This window comes from Brachybacterium sillae (assembly GCF_025028335.1).
Classification (GTDB): Bacteria; Actinomycetota; Actinomycetes; order Actinomycetales; family Dermabacteraceae; genus Brachybacterium; species Brachybacterium sillae.
Window position 1 is genome coordinate 2,355,650 of record NZ_JAFEUW010000001.1, and the last position, 20,782, is coordinate 2,376,431.

At 67.3% G+C, this 20,782-nt stretch carries 12 protein-coding genes and 7 pseudogenes; 10 read left to right on the plus strand and 9 right to left on the minus strand.

The genetic code is table 11. The features are described from left to right. Positions 1-28 precede the first annotated feature (28 nt). A protein-coding gene (locus JSY14_RS10855) for an IS3 family transposase (protein WP_259559043.1) occupies positions 29-1,290 on the minus strand; the annotation gives its coding sequence in 2 pieces (ribosomal slippage) (positions 29-939 and positions 939-1,290; 1,263 coding nt in all). Positions 1,291-1,368: 78 nt separating this feature from the next. Then, positions 1,369-1,551, minus strand: a pseudogene (locus tag JSY14_RS10860) (transposase); the annotation flags it as partial. 210 nt (positions 1,552-1,761) lie between these two features. On the opposite strand from JSY14_RS10860, the gene JSY14_RS12595 reads away from it, so the two are divergent. Both JSY14_RS12595 and JSY14_RS10865 read left to right on the plus strand, forming a co-directional pair. Beyond that, positions 1,762-2,136, plus strand: a complete 375-nt coding sequence (locus JSY14_RS12595) for a GNAT family N-acetyltransferase (protein WP_432803637.1) — start codon at positions 1,762-1,764, stop codon at positions 2,134-2,136. Continuing rightward, positions 2,133-3,018, plus strand: a protein-coding gene (locus JSY14_RS10865; RefSeq protein WP_259558416.1) for an IS5 family transposase whose coding sequence is annotated in 2 segments (ribosomal slippage) — positions 2,133-2,480 and positions 2,482-3,018 — 885 coding nt in all. Because the reading frame shifts where the segments join, the coding sequence is not laid out codon by codon here. Before JSY14_RS12595 ends, JSY14_RS10865 begins: the two co-directional genes overlap by 4 nt. Positions 3,019-3,319: 301 nt before the next feature. On the opposite strand, the pseudogene JSY14_RS10870 reads toward JSY14_RS10865, so the two are convergent. Beyond that, positions 3,320-3,712 (minus strand): annotated as a pseudogene (locus JSY14_RS10870) (transposase); the annotation flags it as partial. A 111-nt stretch (positions 3,713-3,823) separates the two neighbouring features. Between JSY14_RS10870 and JSY14_RS10875 the strand changes: the two are divergent. Continuing rightward, a complete protein-coding gene (locus JSY14_RS10875) occupies positions 3,824-5,365 on the plus strand; it encodes an IS1634 family transposase (protein WP_259559044.1) in 1,542 nt (513 codons plus the stop codon). 29 nt (positions 5,366-5,394) lie between these two features. Here JSY14_RS10875 and JSY14_RS10880 read toward each other — a convergent pair. Beyond that, positions 5,395-5,996: pseudogene (locus tag JSY14_RS10880) on the minus strand (IS5 family transposase); the annotation flags it as partial. A gap of 1,921 nt (positions 5,997-7,917) precedes the next feature. Between JSY14_RS10880 and JSY14_RS10885 the strand changes: the two are divergent. The 4 genes and pseudogenes from JSY14_RS10885 to JSY14_RS10900 form a co-directional block, all read left to right on the plus strand. After that, positions 7,918-8,178: an antitoxin VbhA family protein gene (locus JSY14_RS10885; RefSeq protein ID WP_259559045.1), complete on the plus strand. Its 261-nt coding sequence runs from the start codon at positions 7,918-7,920 to the stop codon at positions 8,176-8,178. Further along, a complete protein-coding gene (locus JSY14_RS10890) occupies positions 8,178-8,678 on the plus strand; it encodes a hypothetical protein (protein ID WP_259559046.1) in 501 nt (166 codons plus the stop codon). The genes JSY14_RS10885 and JSY14_RS10890 overlap by 1 nt, the downstream gene beginning before the upstream one ends. After that, positions 8,675-9,283: a DUF6036 family nucleotidyltransferase gene (locus JSY14_RS10895; protein ID WP_259559047.1), complete on the plus strand. Its 609-nt coding sequence runs from the start codon at positions 8,675-8,677 to the stop codon at positions 9,281-9,283. Before JSY14_RS10890 ends, JSY14_RS10895 begins: the two co-directional genes overlap by 4 nt. A gap of 60 nt (positions 9,284-9,343) precedes the next feature. After that, positions 9,344-9,780, plus strand: a pseudogene (locus JSY14_RS10900) (transposase); the annotation flags it as partial. Here the strand turns inward: JSY14_RS10900 and JSY14_RS10905 are convergent. Then, positions 9,762-11,272, minus strand: a pseudogene (locus tag JSY14_RS10905) (KUP/HAK/KT family potassium transporter). The pseudogenes JSY14_RS10900 and JSY14_RS10905 sit on opposite strands and share 19 nt — an antisense overlap. A gap of 85 nt (positions 11,273-11,357) precedes the next feature. After that, entirely contained in the window at positions 11,358-12,440 is a 1,083-nt protein-coding gene (locus JSY14_RS10910) for a glycosyltransferase family 4 protein (RefSeq protein WP_259559048.1), read from the minus strand. A 263-nt stretch (positions 12,441-12,703) separates the two neighbouring features. Between JSY14_RS10910 and JSY14_RS10915 the strand changes: the two genes are divergently transcribed. Both JSY14_RS10915 and JSY14_RS10920 read left to right on the plus strand, forming a co-directional pair. Continuing rightward, positions 12,704-14,788 (plus strand): amylo-alpha-1,6-glucosidase, encoded by a 2,085-nt coding sequence (locus JSY14_RS10915; protein ID WP_259559049.1) that lies wholly within the window; start codon positions 12,704-12,706, stop codon positions 14,786-14,788. After that, positions 14,785-15,117, plus strand: a complete 333-nt coding sequence (locus JSY14_RS10920; RefSeq protein ID WP_259559050.1) for a MerR family transcriptional regulator — start codon at positions 14,785-14,787, stop codon at positions 15,115-15,117. Before JSY14_RS10915 ends, JSY14_RS10920 begins: the two co-directional genes overlap by 4 nt. A 147-nt stretch (positions 15,118-15,264) precedes the next feature. On the opposite strand, the gene JSY14_RS10925 is transcribed toward JSY14_RS10920, so the two are convergent. Continuing rightward, positions 15,265-16,512 (minus strand): IS256 family transposase, encoded by a 1,248-nt coding sequence (locus JSY14_RS10925; RefSeq protein WP_259559672.1) that lies wholly within the window; start codon positions 16,510-16,512, stop codon positions 15,265-15,267. A gap of 112 nt (positions 16,513-16,624) precedes the next feature. On the opposite strand from JSY14_RS10925, the gene JSY14_RS10930 reads away from it, so the two are divergent. Further along, the gene (locus tag JSY14_RS10930) at positions 16,625-18,037 is read left to right on the plus strand and encodes an IS1380 family transposase (protein ID WP_432803638.1); all 1,413 of its coding nucleotides are present in this window, start codon (positions 16,625-16,627) and stop codon (positions 18,035-18,037) included. Positions 18,038-18,673: 636 nt separating this feature from the next. On the opposite strand, the pseudogene JSY14_RS10935 reads toward JSY14_RS10930, so the two are convergent. Then, positions 18,674-19,618, minus strand: a pseudogene (locus JSY14_RS10935) (IS256 family transposase); the annotation flags it as partial. 123 nt (positions 19,619-19,741) lie between these two features. Continuing rightward, positions 19,742-20,576 (minus strand): annotated as a pseudogene (locus tag JSY14_RS10940) (ISL3 family transposase); the annotation flags it as partial. Positions 20,577-20,782 lie beyond the last annotated feature (206 nt).

Sequence of the window (20,782 nt, forward strand, 5' to 3'; positions counted from 1 at the left end):
ACCCCCGGATCTTGGACACGGGGTGTGATTACGCAGCCGTCGGCAGCGTAGCGGTGTTGCCGGTCTCGTAGAGGACCGGCGGGACGTAGCGGCACCACGAATGGCGTCGCTTGGTGTTGTAGCGGACGAGCCACCTGAAGACCTGCCGGCGGCAGACCAGTTCGTTGCTCCAGCAGGCGGCGTCTTGGAGAACCTCGCGCTTCATGGTGGCGTTGAACGACTCGGCCAACGCGTTGTCCGCGCTGGACCCGACGGCGCCCATGGACTGGGTCACGCCGAACTTCTTGCAGAGCTGGGCGTAATCCTTCGAGCAGTAGACCGACCCGTGGTCGCTGTGAAATACGCTGCCCTCGAGGGTGCCCCGGGTTGCGGCGGCGGCCTTCAACGCGTCCTCGACGAGCTCGGTACGCATGTGGTCAGCGATGGCCCACCCGACAAGCCGACGGCTGTAGCAGTCGATCACGGTCGCCAGGTAGAGGTTCGTGCCGTCGGCGATCGGCAGATAGGTGATGTCGCCGACGTAGCGCAGCCCTGGCGCCGGGGCGGTGAAGTCGCGCTTGAGCAGGTCGGGGTACTTCTGGTCAGACGGTTCGGGGATCGTGGTCCGCACCCGCCGCTTCTTCACATAGCCCCGGATTCCTTGCAGCCGCATCACCCTGGCGACGCGCTTGTGGTTTACCCGCTCACCGGCAGGCGCGCTGTCGTTGAGCTCGGCGGTGATCCGTGGCGCACCCTGGGTGTTGTCCTCGGCATGGACAGCCCTGATCCGCTCTGCCAGCGCCGCGTCGTCAGCTGCCCTGGCTTCTCGGGCCGGGGCAGCCTTGAGCCAGGCGTAGTAGGACGAGCGCTCGATCTCGACGAGCTCACACAGTCGCTTCACCTCGAAGGTGGCGGAGTTGTCGGCGACGAACTGGAAGCGACTCACCAGCCCGTCTCCCCAGCGAAATACTTGGCCGCCCGCTGGAGGATCTCCCGCTCGGTAGTCAGCTTCGTCGTCTCGACCTCGAGCTCGTTGACCCGGGCCTCGAGCCGGGCGATCTTCTGCTCAGGCGTCTCACCGGCGGGACCCGTAGGGCTTGTCGGCGACGGCTTGGACTGCAGTGGGCTGGAGGTCAATGTCCCGTCAGCGGCGGTCTTCTTGCCGGTCCCGTAGACCTCGAGCCAGTGCCGCAGCGTGCCGCGCACGATGCCGAGATCCTCGGCGATGCCGCGGACCGTGGCGCCCGGGGTGGACTCGTACAAGTCGACGGCCTGACGACGGAACTCCTCGGAGTAGTTCTTCCTGGCCATGATTCCTGGATCATCTCGCTTCCCCAGCAGGTGCTGGATTCAGCGTGTCCAAGAACCGGGGTCAAGCCCCACACTTCTCTGCCAGGGCCCGTAGACCTCGGGCAGATCCCTCCAAGCGATTCCGCACCGGTACCGGTAGATGATCGCCTCCACCATGGTGCGGGCGTCGGCGAACGGCCTGCCGGCGCGGCCGGTCCGGGTCGGGAGCATCGGGGCGATCAACTCCCATTGGGCGTCGGAGAGCATCTGGAACCGGGACATGTCCCCAGGGTCTCAGCTGACTCGTGCATCTATTCTCAGACACGCCCTAGACCCCCGGCGGGCCGTCAACGTCACCGGGCGCGGCTTATCTCCTTTCGACGCGACCCGGAGCGATGGGCGGCATGACCGTTCCAGCGGCCCGACCGGATGTAGCAACGCCCCCCCTGCCGCACGGGAGGGGGGCCGTTGTCCTGCGCTACCGTCGTGCTCATGGAGGGACTGACATTCGAAGATGTGCCGCGTCCGGCCGGGGTGAGCTGGTGGAGGCCGTTCCCTGAGGGAGCCGGCGACGACTACACCCCGGGATGGTGGACGGACGCCTACCATGACGACCAATGGACCGCGCACGTCGTCCGTAGTAGGGGCCAGGAGGTGGCGCGGGTAGAGCTCGACTGGGGATCGAACGTGGACCACTACGCCGGCAGTGAAGGATTCGGGCCGCGGCCCTTGCTCGAAATCGAACGGCTCGACGTACACCGCCGATACCGGCGTCTAGGGATCGGGCGGGCCGTCGTGGACCTCGTTGTAGCTAGGGTGTGTTGTGAAAGGGTGTCCCGCCATCGGCGGGGCACCCTTTCGGTATGAGCGATCGAGATGTGATCACGGACGAGGTGTGGGCGCTGATCGGGCCGTGCTTCCCCGCGCCGAAGGCGACGGGTCGGCCGCCGATGGATCGGCGGCTGGTCGCGGAAGCGGTCGCGTGGAAGTTCCGGACCGGGTCGCCGTGGCGGGACGTGCCGGAACGGTTCGGGAACTGGAACACGATCTACCGCCACTTCGACCGGTGGGCCAAGACCGGCGTGTGGGCGTGCGCGCTCGAGCGCGCCCAGCAGGCCGCCGACGCGCAGGGCGAGCTGGACTGGGTGTGCTCGATCGACTCGACGATCGTGCGCGCCCACCAGCACGCCGCGACCCTTCCCCGCCACACAGGGGGGCCCATCGAACTACAAGAATCTCGGGCCTGAGCCGGGCGACCACGCGATCGGCCGCTCCCGAGGCGGCCTGACCTGCAAGATCCACGCCGTCTCGGACGGGAAGGGCCGCCTGCTCGCCTTCGTCCTCACCGGCGGCCAGGCCGCCGACACGAGCCTGCTCCCCGAGGTCCTGGACCAGATCCGGGTCCCCAGGCCAGGCCCTGGCCGGCCCCGCACCCGCCCGGACAGGGTCCTCGCGGACAAGGGGTATCCCTCCCGCGCGAACCGGGCCTGGCTCGCCGAGCGCGGCATCAAGGCCACCATCCCCGACCGGCAAGACCAGGCCGCGCACCGGCGCCGACGCGGCTCAGCCGGCGGACGCCCACCCGCTTTCGACCCCGAGGTCTACCGTGGACGCAACGTGATCGAGCGGTGCTTCGCCAAGCTCAAGCAATGGCGCGGCATCGCGATGCGCACCTGCAAGACCGCCCGCAGCTACGCCGCGGCCATCTCGCTCGCCGCGACCCTCCACTGGCTGACCAGCAAAGTTTGACAACACGCCCTAGGAACCCGGATCGGCGGGTGTTCGCCCTGGCCCCGGAGGCGGGCGCATTCTGGGAGGCGCTGGGCTGGGAGCGCCGTCTGCCTGTGGAGGAGCCTGCCATGCCGATGTTCCTCGCCCCTCTGTCGGCCGCCAGTGACCGCCCGCGTAGCTCCCACGTTGAGGGCGAATGCACCCCGGACGGTCACTCATGGAAGGTGTCCGAGCTGCACTTGTCTCGCAAGGGCAATACCATGTTGGTCCAGCAGTGCCGGCTGTGTGGCGTTGAGGCCCTTTGGAGTCCCCCGGGCGCCTAGGGCATGTCTGACAATCGTTTTGACCATGCGAGCACAGCATTCAGGACCACAGCGGCCCTGTAGATGATCGCGTACTTGTCATACCGGGTCGCCAGACCCCGCCACTGCTTCAGGTGAGCGTACTGACGCTCGATGACGTTGCGGCCCTTGTAGGCGTCCGCGTCGAGGCTGACGGGGCGCCCGCCGCGGGCACCGCGCCGTCTGCGGTGGCCCTGCTGGTCGGCCGGTTCGGGGATGACCGCTTTGATCCCACGGGCACGTAGGTGGGTGCGGATCGCCCGGGAGGAGTACGCCTTATCGCCCAGCACGGCCTCGGGGCGGGTCCGGGGCCGCCCTACTGGCCGGGTCACGCGCAGCTGCTCCAGAAGAGGAAGCAGCATCGGGGAGTCCTGAGTTGGACCTCTCGGGCCTGGTTTGAGAGATTTCAGTAGCGTTTCTGCTGGTCGTGGGGTTTCCAGGGTGGCTGGATGGGTCACTAATTGGGGGTAGGGTCGGGGGTTGTGAGCCCGTTTTTGAGGAAGGTGACCACGGCGTCTGGCGCGACTGCCGTGCAGGTGGTCGCTAAGGAGGGTCGGCGGAACAAGATCCTTGAGCACCTCGGGTCCGCGCATACCGAGGCTGAGCTCGCTGTTTTGATGAGGGCCGGCCGGGACAAGCTCAATGCTGGTCAGGAGACTCTCGACCTCGGCTTGGAGCAGGATCCCCAGGCAGCTGTGGTGCGGTCCATGCGGTCGCGCTTGCTGCTGGACGTGCTCCAGGCGACCTGGAGAGGGCTTGGTTTCGATGCGCTCGAGGACGAGGCGTTCTTCCAGCTCGTCGCCGCGCGTTTGATCTTCCCGACCTCGATGCTCGACTCCGCTCGCGTGCTGAGCGAGGTGGGGATCGATCCGGTGCATCGTTCAACGATGAAGCGCTGCCTGACCCGGATCCAGCAGTGCAAGTACCGCGACCAGATAGCGAAGAACTGCTTTGAACATGCCTCGACCAGCGGCGATATCTCTCTGGTGCTCTATGACGTCACCACGCTCTACTTCGAGGCCGAGCACGAGGACGAACTGCGGAAGGTCGGCTACTCGAAGGAGCGCCGAGTGGATCCGCAGATCGTGGTCGGGCTGCTGGTGGATCGGGGCGGGTTCCCGCTCGAGATCGGCTGCTTCGAGGGCAACAAGGCCGAGACCACGACGATCGTGCCGATCATCCAGCAGTTCCAGGCCCGCCACGGCCTGGCGGACATGGTCGTCGTCGCTGACGCCGGGATGCTCTCCACCGCGAACCTGACCGCCCTTAACGAAGCGGGACTGCGGTTCATCGTCGGGTCGCGGCAGGTCAAAGCCCCTGGTGACCTTGCACATCACTTCCACTGGAACGGTGACGCGTTCACCGACGGGCAGCTGATCGACACCATCACCCCACGTCACGGCAACACGAAAACCGACACGAAGCAGCACCGCCGGGAGCCGGTCTGGGACCCGACGGAGCATCCCGGGCACTGGCGAGCAGTCTGGGCGTTCTCGAAGAAACGCGCCATCCGGGATGGGCACACGCTGACCGCGCAGGAGAACCGAGCCCGCGCTGTGATCGACGGGGACGTGACCGTGAAGTCGACGCGGTTCGTGAAGACCACAGCGGCCGGTCGCAGCCTCGACGAAGCCTCCCTCAAGCGGGCACGGAGCCTCGTGGGGCTGAAGGGCTACGTCACCAACATCCCCGCGACGGTGATGTCCGCGGCGGAGGTGCTCTCCAGCTATCACGACCTGTGGCAGGTCGAGCAGTCCTTCCGGATGAGCAAGACGGACCTACAGGCCAGGCCCATGTTTCATCGGCAGCGGGACGCGATCGAAGCTCACCTCACGATCGTGTTCACCGCCCTGGCAATGGCCCGTCTCCTGCAGGCCCAGACGGGGTTCAGCATCCGCAAGATCATCCGGACCCTACGGCCGTTGCAGGACGTGACCATCACCCTGGCCGGCCAGGACATCACGGCCAAGGCCGAGCTCACCGACGATGCCCGCACCATCCTCAAGGCCCTCAAGATGACTTGACGCATGGGTCACTAAAGAGGTCCAACTCAGGCCTTATCGCCCAGCACGGCCTCGGGGCGGGTCCGGGGCCGCCCTACTGGCCGGGTCACGCGCAGCTGCTCCAGAAGAGGAAGCAGCATCGGGGAGTCCCCTGCCTGGCCGGGGGTGATCAGGCTGACCAGCGGCAGCCCGGTCCCATCGACGAGCTGATGGATCTTCGTGCTCAGCCCGCCACGGGAGCGCCCGATGCCGTGATCGGCCGGCTCCTCACGCGGATTCTTGTAGTTCGATCCATCCCCCTGTGTGGCGGGTGATGTTCGTCGCGTGCTGGTGGGCGCGGGCGATCGTGGAGTCCACCGAGACCGACCAATCGATCAGGCCTTCGGCGTCAGCGGCGGCGGTCAGCGTGGCCAGCACCGTGTCCCAGGTGCCTTTTTCGGCCAAGCGCCGATGCCAGGTCCACACTTCTCTGCCAGGGCCCGTAGACCTCGGGCAGATCCCTCCAAGCGATTCCGCACCGGTACCGGTAGATGATCGCCTCCACCATGGTGCGGGCGTCGGCGAACGGCCTGCCGGCGCGGCCGGTCCGGGTCGGGAGCATCGGGGCGATCAACTCCCATTGGGCGTCGGAGAGCATCTGGAACCGGGACATGTCCCCAGGGTCTCAGCTGACTCGTGCATCTATTCTCAGACACGCCCTAGGTGTACTGATCGGGGACATTGATCCGTGTTGAGCCGGGGCGATCACGCCAGTTTCCCAAATGACCGTATGCGCTAGCGCTGTGTATGATAGACGTGAGTCCTTGTGTTAACCGACGAAGGAGTCAGTATGAAAAACGACATTAGCCGCAAATCGCTGATCATCGGGGGTGTGGCGGGGTTGGCCGCGAGCTTTTTGGGGGCTGGATCCGCGTTGGCGGGTCCAGTTACTCTCGAAGATGCGCAACAGGAAGTCGAACGCCGACTGCCGACCCTGCTGACGGCTCGAGCGGTTGAGCTGGTGATTCCGGTAACTTTCGAGCGAATCTCGTTCCTGCTTACACCTGAGCTGTGGGGGGAGTATGACGAAAATGTCGACCTTCTACTCTCGGATCTGGTAGCCGAGCACTTTGGGGAGGGGGTTGAGCCGATAGAGGCGTCGGGGCCTCCAGTGATGGTTCCCTTTGGAACTTCTGTTTACAAGGCCAGAGTGCGGTCAGGGATCCCTGCCATCGGGCATGGCTACGTTAACCAGGAGGTCAGGGCAACTGTTACCGGCGGGAAGATTACGTCAGCTTCCAACGTTGGCCTTTCGTGGATGTCGGGAGCGAGCATCGGTAGCTGGACTCCGGCATACACTGCGCTCACTCGAACGAAATCGAACACTCGACTTAAGATCCAAATTAAGGGGCAGATCTCCTATATCTTCAAGGGGGTCACTCTGGGGGGAGGCAGACGTTTCTCACGGGGTTCAAGGTATCGGGTAGCAGGATTGTAAAAACGACATACACCGACCTCTGAGGTGTTCCAGAAGCGTCACAGCTAGTGCTTGCCCAGTGAGCCTCCGAGTAGGTGCCCTCTGGGCAAGCACCTTTGATGCACCAGGGTGCGGCCCTGTGCGAAGTCGGGGTGGTTGCGCCCAACCCTTGGGGCAAGGAGTCAACTGGTTAGTTGACTCCTTGCCCTGACCGCATCTCTAGTTCTAGTGCAGACTGGAAGAATCTATTTAGGATGAGCCATGGCGACACATTCTGTCCCCCCAGAGGTGAGCTCGGGGGTTAACGTACGCGAGGGGCGGGCTCCTGATCGACCTGCGTTGGGATGGATTTCGATTTTCCTGGACGCGATCGGGATCCTTGTTCTCAGCATCCACTCCCGGGATGGAGGGGTGCCTGGAATCATCGAGCGGTTGACGTTCCTTTCGGCTAATGTGGTCTCTCTGCTAGCTCTGGGGTCTGTCTTGCTGGGGATTGTGGCCGGTTGGGTTAGCCGGCGCAGTCTGCCTGGTCGGATCGGACTCTGGGTCGGTGTGGGCTACTTCGTGATCAGTCTGGCTGCGGGGCTTCTGATCGGAGTCTTTGGAGCCTCATGACGGTGAATCCACTTTTGCTCACCCATTGCCACCGGCGGGGGTGGTTCAGGTGGTCCCCCGTGCGGCTTAGGTCAGCGGTCCGTCTGGATGACTCATGTGAGCTAGGCGTGACCTGAGCTGGTTTTGCTCGGCCTACCTCGAGGCCAAGCGTGAACAGTGGCTGAAGCAGGCGCCTCCCGACCGGGTCTATATGCCGCGAAGGCGTTGCCACCGGACAGGTCGATCGTCTCCCGCGCCCAGCGGAGCACCGATGGCTCTACCAGAGCAGGGATCGACGCGGGCACGGTCCCATCCTCCCGTACCGAACGGCGTTGGCACAAACACCCTGCCCGCCAAAAACGATCGTTTGTGCAGCCGACTTCGGACACCTGCCGAGCATCGACGACACGCCGCCATTTCTCGGCCCGGAACTCGGGACCGAAACCCAAACGCCCCGAAACCGCCTGTAGACCGTTTTCGGGCTGGCGGGTAGACTGGAATCCCACCGAGAGGGGAGCCGGTCATGTCCGAGAGGTTCGACGTCGAGCAGCGTTGGCCCGAGCTGTTCGCCGGGCTTGACGAGACCCAGCGCTATGCGGTGGTGCAGTCGCTGGCCTCGGCCTGGCACGAGGGCTGGACCCCGAACCGGGAGGACGTGGCGAACCTGACCGACGAGGCCCGCGGGGCGATCGACGCTGCCGAGTACCGCCGCCGGGCACACGCCGCGGCGCGGCGCAGTGTGGCGGTCGGCGGCACGGGGTCGACCAGCCGAGAGGGGGAGTGATGCCGTTCAAGGGCGAGGTGTTGTCGATCGGTGCCCTGCTCGATCGTTCCCGTGAGGACACCGGCGGGCCGTCCGCCGCCCGTGGGCCATCGAGGGTGCGCCACACGGCGGCGAGCAACGCGCGCCGTGCAGCTGACCTCCTTGCCGCCGGGGAGGGGTTGGACGAGGCCTGGCGGTTCGGGGTGTTGCAGACCCTTGATGACTACACGTCCGCGGTGCGGCGCGGTGGTGTCGCGTTGGGGCGGGGTGTGTTCGCGGAGGAGCCGGCCCGCACGGGCTCGGTGGAGTTGGATGCCGCGTTCGCCGCGCTGGCCGACCATCTGGCCGAGCGGGACGGATGGATGGTCCCGGCGTGGGCACTGGACCCCGCGCGCGCCGTGGCACCGTGGTGGTACCCGGCGGTGCCGACCATCTTCCGCGACGAGGCGGAGCAGGAGAGCCCGCGAGCTTTCCGGCAGCGCGGCATCCTCATCACCGGGCGTTCCCTGGCTCGCGCATGAGGGATGACGCCGAGGAGTTGGACGCTGATCGGCTCCGTGAGCTGTTCCAGGAACTTTCCGACCGGCTCGCGGAGCGCGGCCAGCAGGCGCAGTTGTTCGTCGTCGGGGGAGCGGCGATGGCGCTGGAGTACGACGGCGGCCGCGTCACGCGCGATGTCGATGCGGTGTTCGCGCCAGGCCCCGAGGTCCGTCAGCTTGCCGAGGAGCTCAGCGCAGCACACGGCCTCGAACCGGACTGGATCAACGATGCCGTCAAGGGCTTCATGCCCGGCCAGGACGACAGCCCACGCACCGTGTTCGAGTCCGAGTCGCTGCTGGTGCAAGTCCCCTCACCGCAGTACCTGCTGGCGATGAAGCTGCATGCCGCCCGAGACGAGCGGGACCTGAACGATGCCGCCACGCTCTACAACAAGATCGGCTACACAACGGCCGCCGAGGGTCGAGAGCTGCTGACACGCACCTACCCGCCAGCGCAGCTGCTCCCACGTCACCGCTACGTCGTGGAGGAGGTTGCGCAGCGCGCGGCCGCGCAGCGAGACAAAACACCATCGGGCGTTGAGCCCGGCGCACGCTCTGCTGACCTGCGTAGCGCGAGCGGGCCCTGACCCCGGAGGGTGGACACGCCGAACCCAGCACTGGCTGGAGGAAGCGAGAAGATCTACACCATGCCCAGGAAGAACTACACCGATGAGTTCCGGCGTGAGGCGGTCGAGCTGTACGAGCACACCCCGGGCGCCACGTTGAGGGGGGTCGCTGCCGATCTCGGCGTCTCCTGCGGCACGCTGGCGACCTGGCGGCGCGAGCAGGGGTACACCGGCCCCAGGACCGAAGCCTCCGACCCGCACAGCGACGCGCCCGAGGGTGAGTCCCCACAGGCCCGGATCGCCCGCCTGGAGGCCCAGGTACGTCGCCTGGAGGACGAAAAGCGGATGCTGGCGACCGAGCGCGACATCCTGCGCAAGGCAGCCAAGTATTTCGCCGGGGAGACGAACTGGTGAGCCGCTTCCAGTTCGTCGCCGACCACCGAGACACCTACGAGGTGAAGCGGCTGTGCCAGGTGCTGGAGATCAACCGGTCCTCGTTCTACGCCTGGGTCGAGGCTACGAGGTGCACCACCGGACCGACGGCCACGCATCGAACGATCCGGCCCTCGAACGGCGCTCGACAACGCCAGGTCAGCATCACGGTCACCACCACGCCGGCCACGACGAGCTGCAGCCAGCCGCCGTAGAGGAGCTTGGCCATGTTGGCGGCGAAGAACACCGCCTCGACCCCGAGGGCGAGGACCACTGCGGCCGCGATCTTCCACACCGCCACCCGCCACACGAGCCTGGCGAGCAGCAGGAAGATGCCCATCTCGATCAGTAGGGTGCCGGTGACGGCGAGCCCGTAGGCGCTGGCAAGGGCCTCTGCGCTGCGGAACACGAGGATCAACGTGGCGATGCCCATGAAGAGGATCCAGTTGATCGAGCCGATGTAGATCTGCCCGCCCTCCTCCTTCGACGTGTGCCGCACGTTGAGCCGCGGGAGGATCCCTGCACGCACTGCCTGCCTCGAAACGGAGAACGCGCCCGAGATCACGGCCTGCGATGCGATGATCGTCGCCATCGTCGCGAGCACCACCAGGGGGATCCTCGACCATTCGGGCGCCATCAGGAAGAAGGGGTTCAACGCGGTGGCCGGGTTCCGGAGGATCTCGGCGCCCTGCCCCATGTAGTTGACCATCAGTGCGGGGAACACCAGCTGGAACCAGGCCAGACGGATCGGACGCGGTCCGAAGTGCCCCATGTCAGCGTACATCGCCTCGACGCCGGTGACGGTCAGCACCACCGCGCCCGCAGCGATGAACGCGATGCCCGGGTGGCCGAAGCCGAAGGCGAGCGCATGATGGGGCGAGATCGCGCCGAGGATCTCCGGATTGCGCAGCACGTGGGGGACTCCCAGCGCCGTCAGGGTGACGAATCAGATGGCCATGACCGGGCCGGGAAACCGCCCGACGTGGCCGGAGCCGAACCTCTGGACCGAGAAGAGGCCGGCCAGGATCACGAGCGACAACGGCATCACGAGCGTGTGGAAGCGGGGGTCGACGACCGAGAGGCCCTCGATGGCCGACATCACCGAGATGGCAGGGGTGATCAGGCCGTCACCGTAGAAGAGCCCGCGCCGACGACCGCCAGAACCAGTGCCACCGCGATCGTCTGCGGGCGCCCGCTCAGATGTCGGCGCAGGAGCGCCACCAGCGACAGGATGCCGCCCTCACCGTCGTTGTCCGCCCGCATGATCAGCGCCGCGTAGCCGTAGGACACCACGATCGTCACCGCCCAGAACACCATGGACACCACACCGAACACGTCCTCCCGGGACGGCTCGACGGCGCTGTGTTCGGCGCTGAACACCGTCTGCAATGCGTAGAGGGGGCTGGTTCCGATGTCCCCGAAGACGACGCCCAGGGCTGCCAGCGCCAGCGCCGCCACCGCTCGCGGATTCCTCGCCAGGCGCTCGGACGCGGTGGGCGGCGTCAGCGCGTCGGCCTGCGCCGGAGTCGTCGGGAACTCAGGAGCGGCGGCCTGGGCGGGACTGGGCTTGCTCGACATGGGAGCCTCCTCCGCGGGCCGGAGCACCCGGTCCACACAAAGTGTCCCGCCGCCGGATGTTCCGCACAAGCACCTCCGGCGGGCGTCACGCAGCCGTGATGAGGCGCTTGGCCACCGAGCCGCCCTCGCCGATCACGCGCCGGAACACGCGCTCGTAGCCCTCCGCCATGACGGGCAGGTCGAACCGGGCCTGGGCGTCCGCGCGGCACACGGCCGGGCTGATCTCGTCGAGCCGCTGGACCGCATCCACCAGGCCGGCCACGTCGCCGGCGATGAAGCCGTTCACCCCCGGCCGGACGATCTCGGGCACCGAACCCCTGGGTGTGGCCACCACCGGTGTACCGCAGGCGAGGGCCTCCGCCATCACCATCCCGAAGGGTTCCTCCCACTGGATGGGGAAGACCAGGGCGGCAGCTTTGGCGTAGAGCTCGCGTTTCAGCTGCGAGTCCGCCTCGCCGACGTAGTCGACGCCCGGCCCGAGCAACGGCTTCACGACCGTCTCGAAGTACTCCCGTTCGCGCTGGTCGTTCAGCTTGCCCGCGAGCACGATGGGGCGCCCGCTGCGGCGGGCCACCTCGATGGCGAGGTCGGGTGCCTTGTCCGGGCAGAAGCGCCCCACCCACAGCAGGTAGTCCGCCTTGTCGGGCTCGTAGGGGAAGGAGGCGACGTCGATGGCGTTGTGCACCATGCCGGCCCAATGCAGGTCGGGCGCCTGCCGCCGCTGCGCCTCGGAGATCGCCACGAGCTCGACCGTCGCGCCGAGGCGGCGGTAGTAGTCGCCATTGGGACCGGCGACCGGACCGTGGGTGGTGACGACGGTCGGGCACCTGCGGGCCGGCGCGGAGAGCGGCCCCGCCGCCGAGTTGTCGTGGATCACATCGAGCGCCAGGTCCGCGAGGGCCGCGTGCGCCTCGGCGGCGTTGACGAGCTCCGGCATCACGTCGTGGCCGAGCAGTTCCGACGGCGGCTGCTCGTACACCTGGATGTAGCGTTGCGCCGCCGTCCCGGGCTCCCCGGAGGCGACGAGCGTGACGTGGTGGCCCCTGGCCACCAACTGGTCGACCACCGCCGCGACTACAGCTTCCGTCCCCCCGTAGCCCTTCGGCGGAATGCAGTACCAAGGTGGTGCGACGACACCGATCCGGAGAGCATCGTCGCCCTGGTTCAAGGCGTCGAACGTCGGTTCCGTGATGAGGGACATACGCGACCTCCAAGTCATGCACAGCGCGGTGACAACAACACCCTTTCTGTCGTCGGGACCTTTCCGGGATGGTTGCCATACCTACAACCGCAGTTGTAACTTTATGCCTATCGTAGGCAGGAAGAAGATAGTTCTCCGCCCAGCCCCGGGAGGTCATCATCACACCCCCAGAGGTCAGCCAGCCGCAGGAGTGGCACAGCAGTCACACGCGACCGCGCGGAATCAAGCCCGTGTTCCAGCCGAAGACGCAGGTCACCCTGGTGGAAGGTTCGACGTTCTGCGTCTCCGGCACGAACGGCGACATCACGCCGTACCACAGCGACGGACTGTTCGTCCATGACACCCGGGTGCTCTCGATGTGGCAGCTCAGGGTGGACGGCGCGGAGGTCGAACCCCTCTCGCACATCCCCGCCGAACCCTTCGAGGCACGCTTCATCGGGCGCTTGCCCGCCCGCCCCGGGAACATCGAACCGACCCTCATCGTCGAACGGCATCGCATGGTCGGCAAGGGACTGCGGGAGGACATCACCATCCACAACCATGGCCAGGAGCCGGCGGGTCTCGACGTCGCGCTGCACGTGGAGGCGGACTTCGCCGACCTGTTCGAGGTCAAGGGGCGACGCCCGCCCCGGGCCCTCGACGTCGAGAACCTCGCCGACCCGGCCGGTCTGACGCTCGCGCTGCGATCCGGCGACGCAGGGGAGCGGAGCCTGCGGGTGGCGGCGCGCGGCGCGCGGACGGTCCCGGGTGCGCTGCTCTTCCAGGTCGTCGTCCCGGCCGGGGGTGCCTGGCACACCACCGTCGAGGCGCGCCCGTCGGTGGATGGCAGTGAACTCGCCCGCGCGTTCCCGCTCGAGACCCCGCTGGAGGAGGCGGAGCCTGCGAGGCGGATGCGCGACTGGCGCGACCAGGTGGCCGACATCAGCGTCGACAACACGGTCCTCTCCCTGTCCCTGGAGACCAGCCTCCGGGACCTCGGTGCGTTGCGGATCTCCGACCCCGCTCACCCGGAGGACGACGTGGTGGCCGCCGGCGCGCCCTGGTTCATGGCGCTGTTCGGGCGCGACTCCCTCCTGACGAGCGCGATGCTCATGCCGTTCGCGCCAATGCTCGCGATGGGGACGCTCCGGACCCTGGCACGCCTGCAGGGGCGGCAGGAGAACCCGATGAGCGAGGAGCAGCCCGGCCGCATCCTGCACGAGGTGCGGCTCGGCACCGACGCGTCGCTCGCGTTGGGCGGCGAGCGTGTCTACTACGGTTCCGTCGACTCCACGCCGTTGTTCGTGACGCTCGTCGGCATGGCGCTCCGCTGGGGCATTCCCCACCATGACCTGGCGGAGCTCAAACCCGCCGTCGACGCCGCGGTGGAGTGGCTGTCCCGCTACGGCGACCTCGACGGCGACGGGTTCGTCGAGTACCGCCGCAGCAGCGACCGGGGGCTGCTAAACCAGGGCTGGAAGGACAGCGGCGACTCCATGGTGCATCGCGACGGGCGGCTCGCCGCCCCACCGATCGCGCTCGCGGAGGTGCAGGGCTACGCCTACTCGGCGCTCCTGGCCGCGGCCGACCTGGAGGAGGTGCTGTCCGGGAACCGACCGGCGGCCGACGACCTCCGCGCACGGGCGGCACGGCTGAAGGACCGGTTCCACGAGGCGTTCTGGATGCCGGACGAGGGGTTCTACGCTCTCGCCCTGGACGCCGACAAGGAGCCACTGCGGGTGGTCACCTCGAACATCGGGCACTGCCTGTGGAGCGGCATCGTTCCCGACGACACCGCCGGCCGGGTGGCGGAGCGGTTGCTGGCGCCCGACATGTTCACCGGCTTCGGCATCCGCACCTTGTCCTCGCACGCGAAGCGCTTCAACCCGGTCAGCTACCACAACGGCTCCGTCTGGCCCCACGACACGATGCTCGGCGCCTCGGGCATGGCGCGCTACGGCCACCGTGACGCCGCGATGACCGTCGTCGAGGGACTGCTCGACGCGCTCGAGGCGTTCCGGGGTCGGCTGCCGGAGCTCTTCTGCGGTTTCGACCGGGCCCACCAGCCGGCTCCGGTGCCGTATCCGACGTCCTGCTCGCCGCAGGCATGGGCCGCCGCGGTGCCGTTCGAGATGCTCCGCACGTCGCTCGGACTGGAGGTCGACGTGGTGCGCGGCACCTGCCACGCCGAGCCGACCCCGAACGTCATCGGCGCCGTGAAACTGACCGAGTTGGCGGTCGGCCGCGACCTTGTCAACGTCCGGACGGACACCGGTCGCTGCGCCATCGAGGGCCTCCCCGACGAGGTCGACGCCGTCGTGAGGAAGGCGTCGTGAGCAGGCGGCACGACCCCATCGGCTCACCGCCCGAGCTCCGAGCGGATCAGCCCTTCTGCACCATCGGGCAGGTGGCCGAGTTCCTGGGCACGCAGCCCGCTGCGCTGCGGCGCCTCGACGAACTCGACGTGGTCTCACCGGGTCGGTCGACCGGCGGCCAGCGTCGGTATTCGCTGAACGAGTTGGACTGGATCCGGGAGGTGCTGTCGCTCACCGAGGAGGGCGTCACGCTCCCGGGGGTCCGGCGAGTGCTGGAGCTTCGCCGTCGGGTGGCCGACCTCGAGGCCGAGCTCGCCGCGGCGAGGCTCAGGCTGGGGGAGATGCACTAGGGCGTGTCTCCCATATGCATCGTGAGGTTCGCGGCAGTCTGGTGGGGTGAGGTCGACGGGTTCTCGATATCGGGTGTTCACGGATGCGCAGTGGAAGGTCAAGTCCTGTGGCGTGGTGTCACTTCGTTGTTCCCGTGATGGATGGGGTCAGGCTGTGAGGTAAAGCTCGGGGCGGGCGGGTTCTGCGTGGTCGTGGAGGGTGTGGATGAGTTTGCGCATGGAGGTCTCGGAGAAGTAGCGGCGTTCGCCGTACTGCCATTCCTCGTGCTGTTCCTGCAGGACGGCGCCGATGAGGCGGGTGATGGTGTCGCGGTCGGGGAAGATCTGGACGACGTCGGCTCGGCGCTTGATCTCGCGGTTGAGGCGGTCGATGGGATTGTTGGACCAGATCTTCTGCCAGTGCTCGCGCGGCATGCTCGCGAAGGCGGTCAGGTCGGCCTCGGCGGCCTGGAGCGTCTCGGCGATCTCGGGGAACGAGGCGCGCAGGCTGTCGGTGACCTGCCGGTATTGAGCGGTCACGGCCTCCGGGTTGGTCTGGGCGAAGATCGTCGTGATCAGCGCGTTGACGGGCTTGGAACGAGCCGAGCCGAGCCGCTGGGTGACGTTGCGGGCGAAGTGGACACGGCAGCGCTGCCAGGCAGCTCCCGGCAGGATCGCCTTGACAGCGGCTTTCAGGCCGGCATGCGCGTCACTGGTGACCAGGGCAACGCCCAGCGGGTCGGCGTCAGTGGCGACCTTCAGTCCCCGCTCGCGCAGGGAACGCAGGAACTCGGTCCAGAAGTCCGTCGTCTCCGCGTCGCCCAGGCTCATGCCGAGGATCTCACGGCGGCCGTCACCGCAGACGCCGGTGGCGACCACGAGGGCTTGAGAGACGACGCGGCCGCGGAGACGGACATCGAGGTAGGTGGCGTCGAGGAACAGGTACGGGAACCAGGTGTGGTCGATGCGACGGTGCAGGAACTCCGCGACGGCCTCGTCGATCTCCTGGCAGATCCGCGAGACGGTCGAGCGTGAGATGCCGGTGTCGTTGCCCAGGGCCCGCATCAGCTGGTCGACCTTGCGGGTGCTGACCCCGTCGACCCAGGCCTGGCAGATCACCGCGTAGAGGGCCTTGTCGACCCGGCGCCGCGGGGACAGCAGCGACGGGAAGAACGACCCCTCCCGCAGCTTCGGGATCGCCAGGTCGACCTCCCCGGCGGCAGTGGCGAGGGACTTCGGGCGGGTGCCGTTGCGGCGCGTGACGCGCTCGGGTGTGCGTTCATGCGGGGCGGCGCCGATCTTCGCGGTCGCCTCCGCGTTGATCAGGTCCTGCAACCCGGCCTGCAGCATCCGCCGGAACACGTCCGAGTGGGCGAGGTCGGGGTCGGCGAGGACCTCGCCGATCAGCCTCGAGATTTCATCGAGGTGTGGTCTCGACCGGCGGAATGAATGGCGAAAGGTGCTCCTGGCCTGGGATGATACGGGGTGTTGAGTCTCGTACCCATCCGCTGGAAGGAGCACCTTTCAGGTGTCCCACCCTACCTTGTTCTTCTACCCCCGTCCGCGCGTGGACATCGCTGAGGTCCCGGCCCTCTCGCATGCGGGCGCGGTGCTGCTGACCGACACGATTCACGCCACCGGCCTCGCCTCTTCGCTGCGGGAAGCACTGGCTCCTTGGACGAAACCGCTGGCCGAGCACCACGCGGCGAAGGTCCTGCTGGACCTCGCACTCACTCTCGCAATCGGCGGCGAGCACGCTTCGGATACTGATCTGCTGCGATGCGAACCGGACCTGTTCGGAGACGTCGCCTCGACCCCGACGATCTCCCGCACGCTCACCACCCTCGCCCAGGACGCGCCCACCGTGATCGAGGCGATCTCGAAAGCCCGCCGCATCGCGCGGGAAAGAGCCTGGACCCTCGCCGGAGACCATTCCCCGGCTGCGGGGGCCAGTGCGAAGAACCCGCTGGTCATCGACCTCGATGCCACCCTGATCAACGTCCACAGTGAGAAGGAGCAGGCCGCACCGACGTTCAAACGCGGCTTCGGATACCACCCGCTGTGCGCGTTCCTGGACCACGGCAGCGAAGGGACCGGGGAACCACTGGCGATCCAGCTGCGCCCCGGCAACGCCGGCTCGAACACCGCCGCTGATCACATCACCGTCACCCGGCAGGCTCTCGCGCAGCTGCCTGCGGGCCTGCTGGCCCGGGGCGGACGGGGGTCGAAGAAGATCCTGATCCGCACCGACGGGGCCGGCGGCACCAAGGACTTCCTGGCCTGGCTCCAGCGGCAGCGTCTAGCCTACTCAGTCGGGTTCACCCTCCCCGCAAACACTCCCGACCTGCTGAAACGCCTCGACGAGGCGGAGGCGTGGACCCCCGCCTATGACACCGATACCGACGGGATCCGCGACGGGGCATGGGTGGCGGAGCTGACCGGACTGCTGGACCTGTCCGGGTGGCCTGCCGGGATGCGGGTGATCGTGCGGAAGGAACGTCCTCATCCTGGGGCGCAGCTGCGGATCACCGATCACGAGGGGATGCGCATCACCGCGTTCGCCACCAACTCCCCGCGCGGCCAGCTCCCGGTCTTGGAGCTGCGGCACCGTCGCCGGGCGTGCTGCGAGGACCGGATCCGTAACGCCAAGGACATGGGCCTTGAGAAGTTCCCGCTGCAGTCCTTCGCGCAGAATCAGCTCTGGTGCCAGATCGTCCAGATCGCCAGCGAGCTCGTCGCCTGGATGCAGACCATCGCGCTGACCGGCCATGATGCACGGAAGTGGGAGCCCAAACGGCTCCGCGCACGGCTGTTCGAGATCCCCGCGACCCTCGTGCGCCGCGCCCGGCACAAGGTCCTCCACCTCGCCGAACATGCACCCGAAGCCGTGAGGGTCCTGACCGGCGTCAACCGGCTCCGCACCACCGTCGCACAGACCTAACCCGGCGAGACCACCCGCCCCTACGACCAGCAGCTCCTCTTCTCGGGAGTGGAACCCGACCGCCCGCAACGGACACTGCGACGATCTGTCATACCCGAATGCCACAATCAGCAGCTCAACACCGGCAACGACGCCGACCCACCCCGCTCACCAGCCCGATGAAACATCGAGGTCAGGGTCGTCAAGGCAGACTGGTTATGGGTCATCGTGGGATCACTTCTTTGCTTCTTGCCGGAAACAACTGGGGTTCCCACGATGGCCCCTTCTACGTCAACGACGACGAGAGCCTCGCGGGAAGTGACACCACGCTAAGAGACGCACGCCCGGCGAGCTTCTGCCGCCTGGTGCGCGTGGATCCCGAACTCGCCGACCCGAGGTATATCTATTGGTGGCTCCAGGGAATGTATGTCGATGGCCGTACGTGGGGCTACCAGAACCGATCGACGGGCATCGCAAACTTCCAGTTCCAGTACTTCCTAGACACCGAGTTCGTAGATCTGCCGCCCCTCCCGGAGCAGCGTGCGATCGCTGCGACGCTCGGCGCGCTCGACGACAAGATCGAGTCCAACCGGCGCGCGGCGGAGACCGCCCAGCAGCTCGCCGATGCGCTCTTCGTGAACGCCGCAGATGTGTCACGGCGTCCTCGAGCATCTCCGCGACGACCGGGTGGGACTTCTCGAGCATGCGGACGACCTCGCCGAACTGAGCCTTGACGAGGCTGGCCTTGCCGCGCGGGACGAACACAGTGCGGATGATCGAGGCGACCATGGGGCCGGCGACCTTGGGGACTTTCGCCAGGACGTTGCGCATGAAATGAACCCGGCAACGCTGCCAAGACGCGCCCTGGAACGCGACCTGGATCGCGGAGATCAACCCGGAGTGCGCGTCGGAGATCACCAGTCGAACCCCGCCGAGGCCGCGCGCCTTCAACGACCGGAAGAACGCCGTCCAGAACGGCTCGGACTCCGTGTCGCCGACGTCGAAGCCGAGGACCTGCCGGGTGCCGTCAGCGGCGACGCCGATCGCGACGACGATCGCCTGGGAGACGACCTGCCGCCCGATTCGGGCCTTGCAGTAGGTCGCGTCGACGAACACATACGGGTAGGCCTGCTCCCCGAGCGGGCGCTTCCGGAATGCGGCGACGTCCTCGTCGAGGTCCTGGCAGATGCGGGACACCTCCGACTTGGAGATCCCGGTGTCCGCGCCGAGGGCCTTGACGAGGTCATCGACCTTACGGGTGGACACGCCGTGAACGTAGGCCTCCATCACGACCGCGAACAGGGCCTGATCGACCCGACGACGCCGCTCCAGCAGCGACGGGAAGAACGACCCCGACCTCAGCTTCGGGATCCGCAGATCCAGATCCCCGGCCGTGGCGGTCAGCGTCCGAGGACGCGACCCGTTGCGGACTGCGACACGGCCCTCGGCGCGCTCATACGGAGCAGCGCCGATGAACGCGGTCGCCTCCGCGTCGATCAGTTCCTGGTAGAGCTTCTGCATCGCGAGCCGGATCCGGTCGCTGACATCGGTGGACTGCAGTTCCCCGAGAAGCTCGAGGAGAGCAGACTGGTCTAGAGCCATCGTGCGTTTGTGTCTTCCTGTGAGTGACTTTGATCGGTACTCACTGACCATCGCACGATGGCTCACCAGCGTCTACGACACCGCGAGCCCTGCCGAAAACCCCACCACCCCCGGGGACGTCACCTGCTGGACCCGACGCCGGCAGACATCCAGCGCGTCGCCGGCGAGGCGGACCACGTGGAACGGGTCCATGACGGGGACGGCGTCGGGGAGTTCCTCGGCGGCAGCGGTCTTGAACCCGGCGAAGCCGTCCATCGCGACCACCTCGATCCGCTTCGCCCAGTCCGCAGGGCGGGCGGCGAGCCACTGCTTGAACACCGCCTTGGAGCGGCCCTCGACCATGTCCAGCAGCCTCGCCGGCCCGGTCTTGTTCCTCGCGGGCGTGAGGTCGATGATCACGGTGACGTACTTGTCGCCCAGCCTCGTGTGTCGCCAGACGTGCTCGTCGACACCGATCGTGGTGACCCCGTCGAATCGGGCGGGGTCGTCGATCAGGCGCCGCTTGCCTTCCGCGAGGACGGCGGCGTTCGCGGCACTCCAGGACACCCCGAGACCTGCGGCGGCCCGGGCGACGGTGAGATGCTGAACTACCAAGCCCTCCAACGCCCCACCGCAGTCCGCGGCGTGACAGCTTCGCCCGCGGTTCCGCGGCGAGGCTGGTGTCTTGCCGCCACACATGACCACAGCCGGTGCAACGGTAGCGACGGATCGTGACCAGCAACGTCGTCGGCCGCCAGCCGAACGGCTCATGCGCCAACGCCCGCGTCACGGTGTCACGCGCGAGGCCCTCGCAGCCGCAACGTCGGCACCACTGATCCGGCTCCACGACCCGGCAGGCGAGGACCGCGCGGCCAGGCTCCAGCAGTTGGCCGGTGACCTCCAAGCCGAGCTCATCGAGCCGACAGAACGAGGACAGGTCAGGGCAGGCGAACCCCGCCACAGGGGTAGCATCAGACACGTCGAGGTCTTCCAGATGGGCAGTGTGAGAACTTCCATCATCGGGAGACCTCGATCCCTACCCGGCCCGACGCGCCGAACAGCCCCCTACACCCTCATCTGTGATGAGCCCGATATTCACTTGTGCCGCGTCTGGGCGTCTGTCTAGGGTCGAGCCTTGTTCCGTCTCTGAGCGCCGTCTGAAGCATCCCGGGTTTGGTGGAGGCT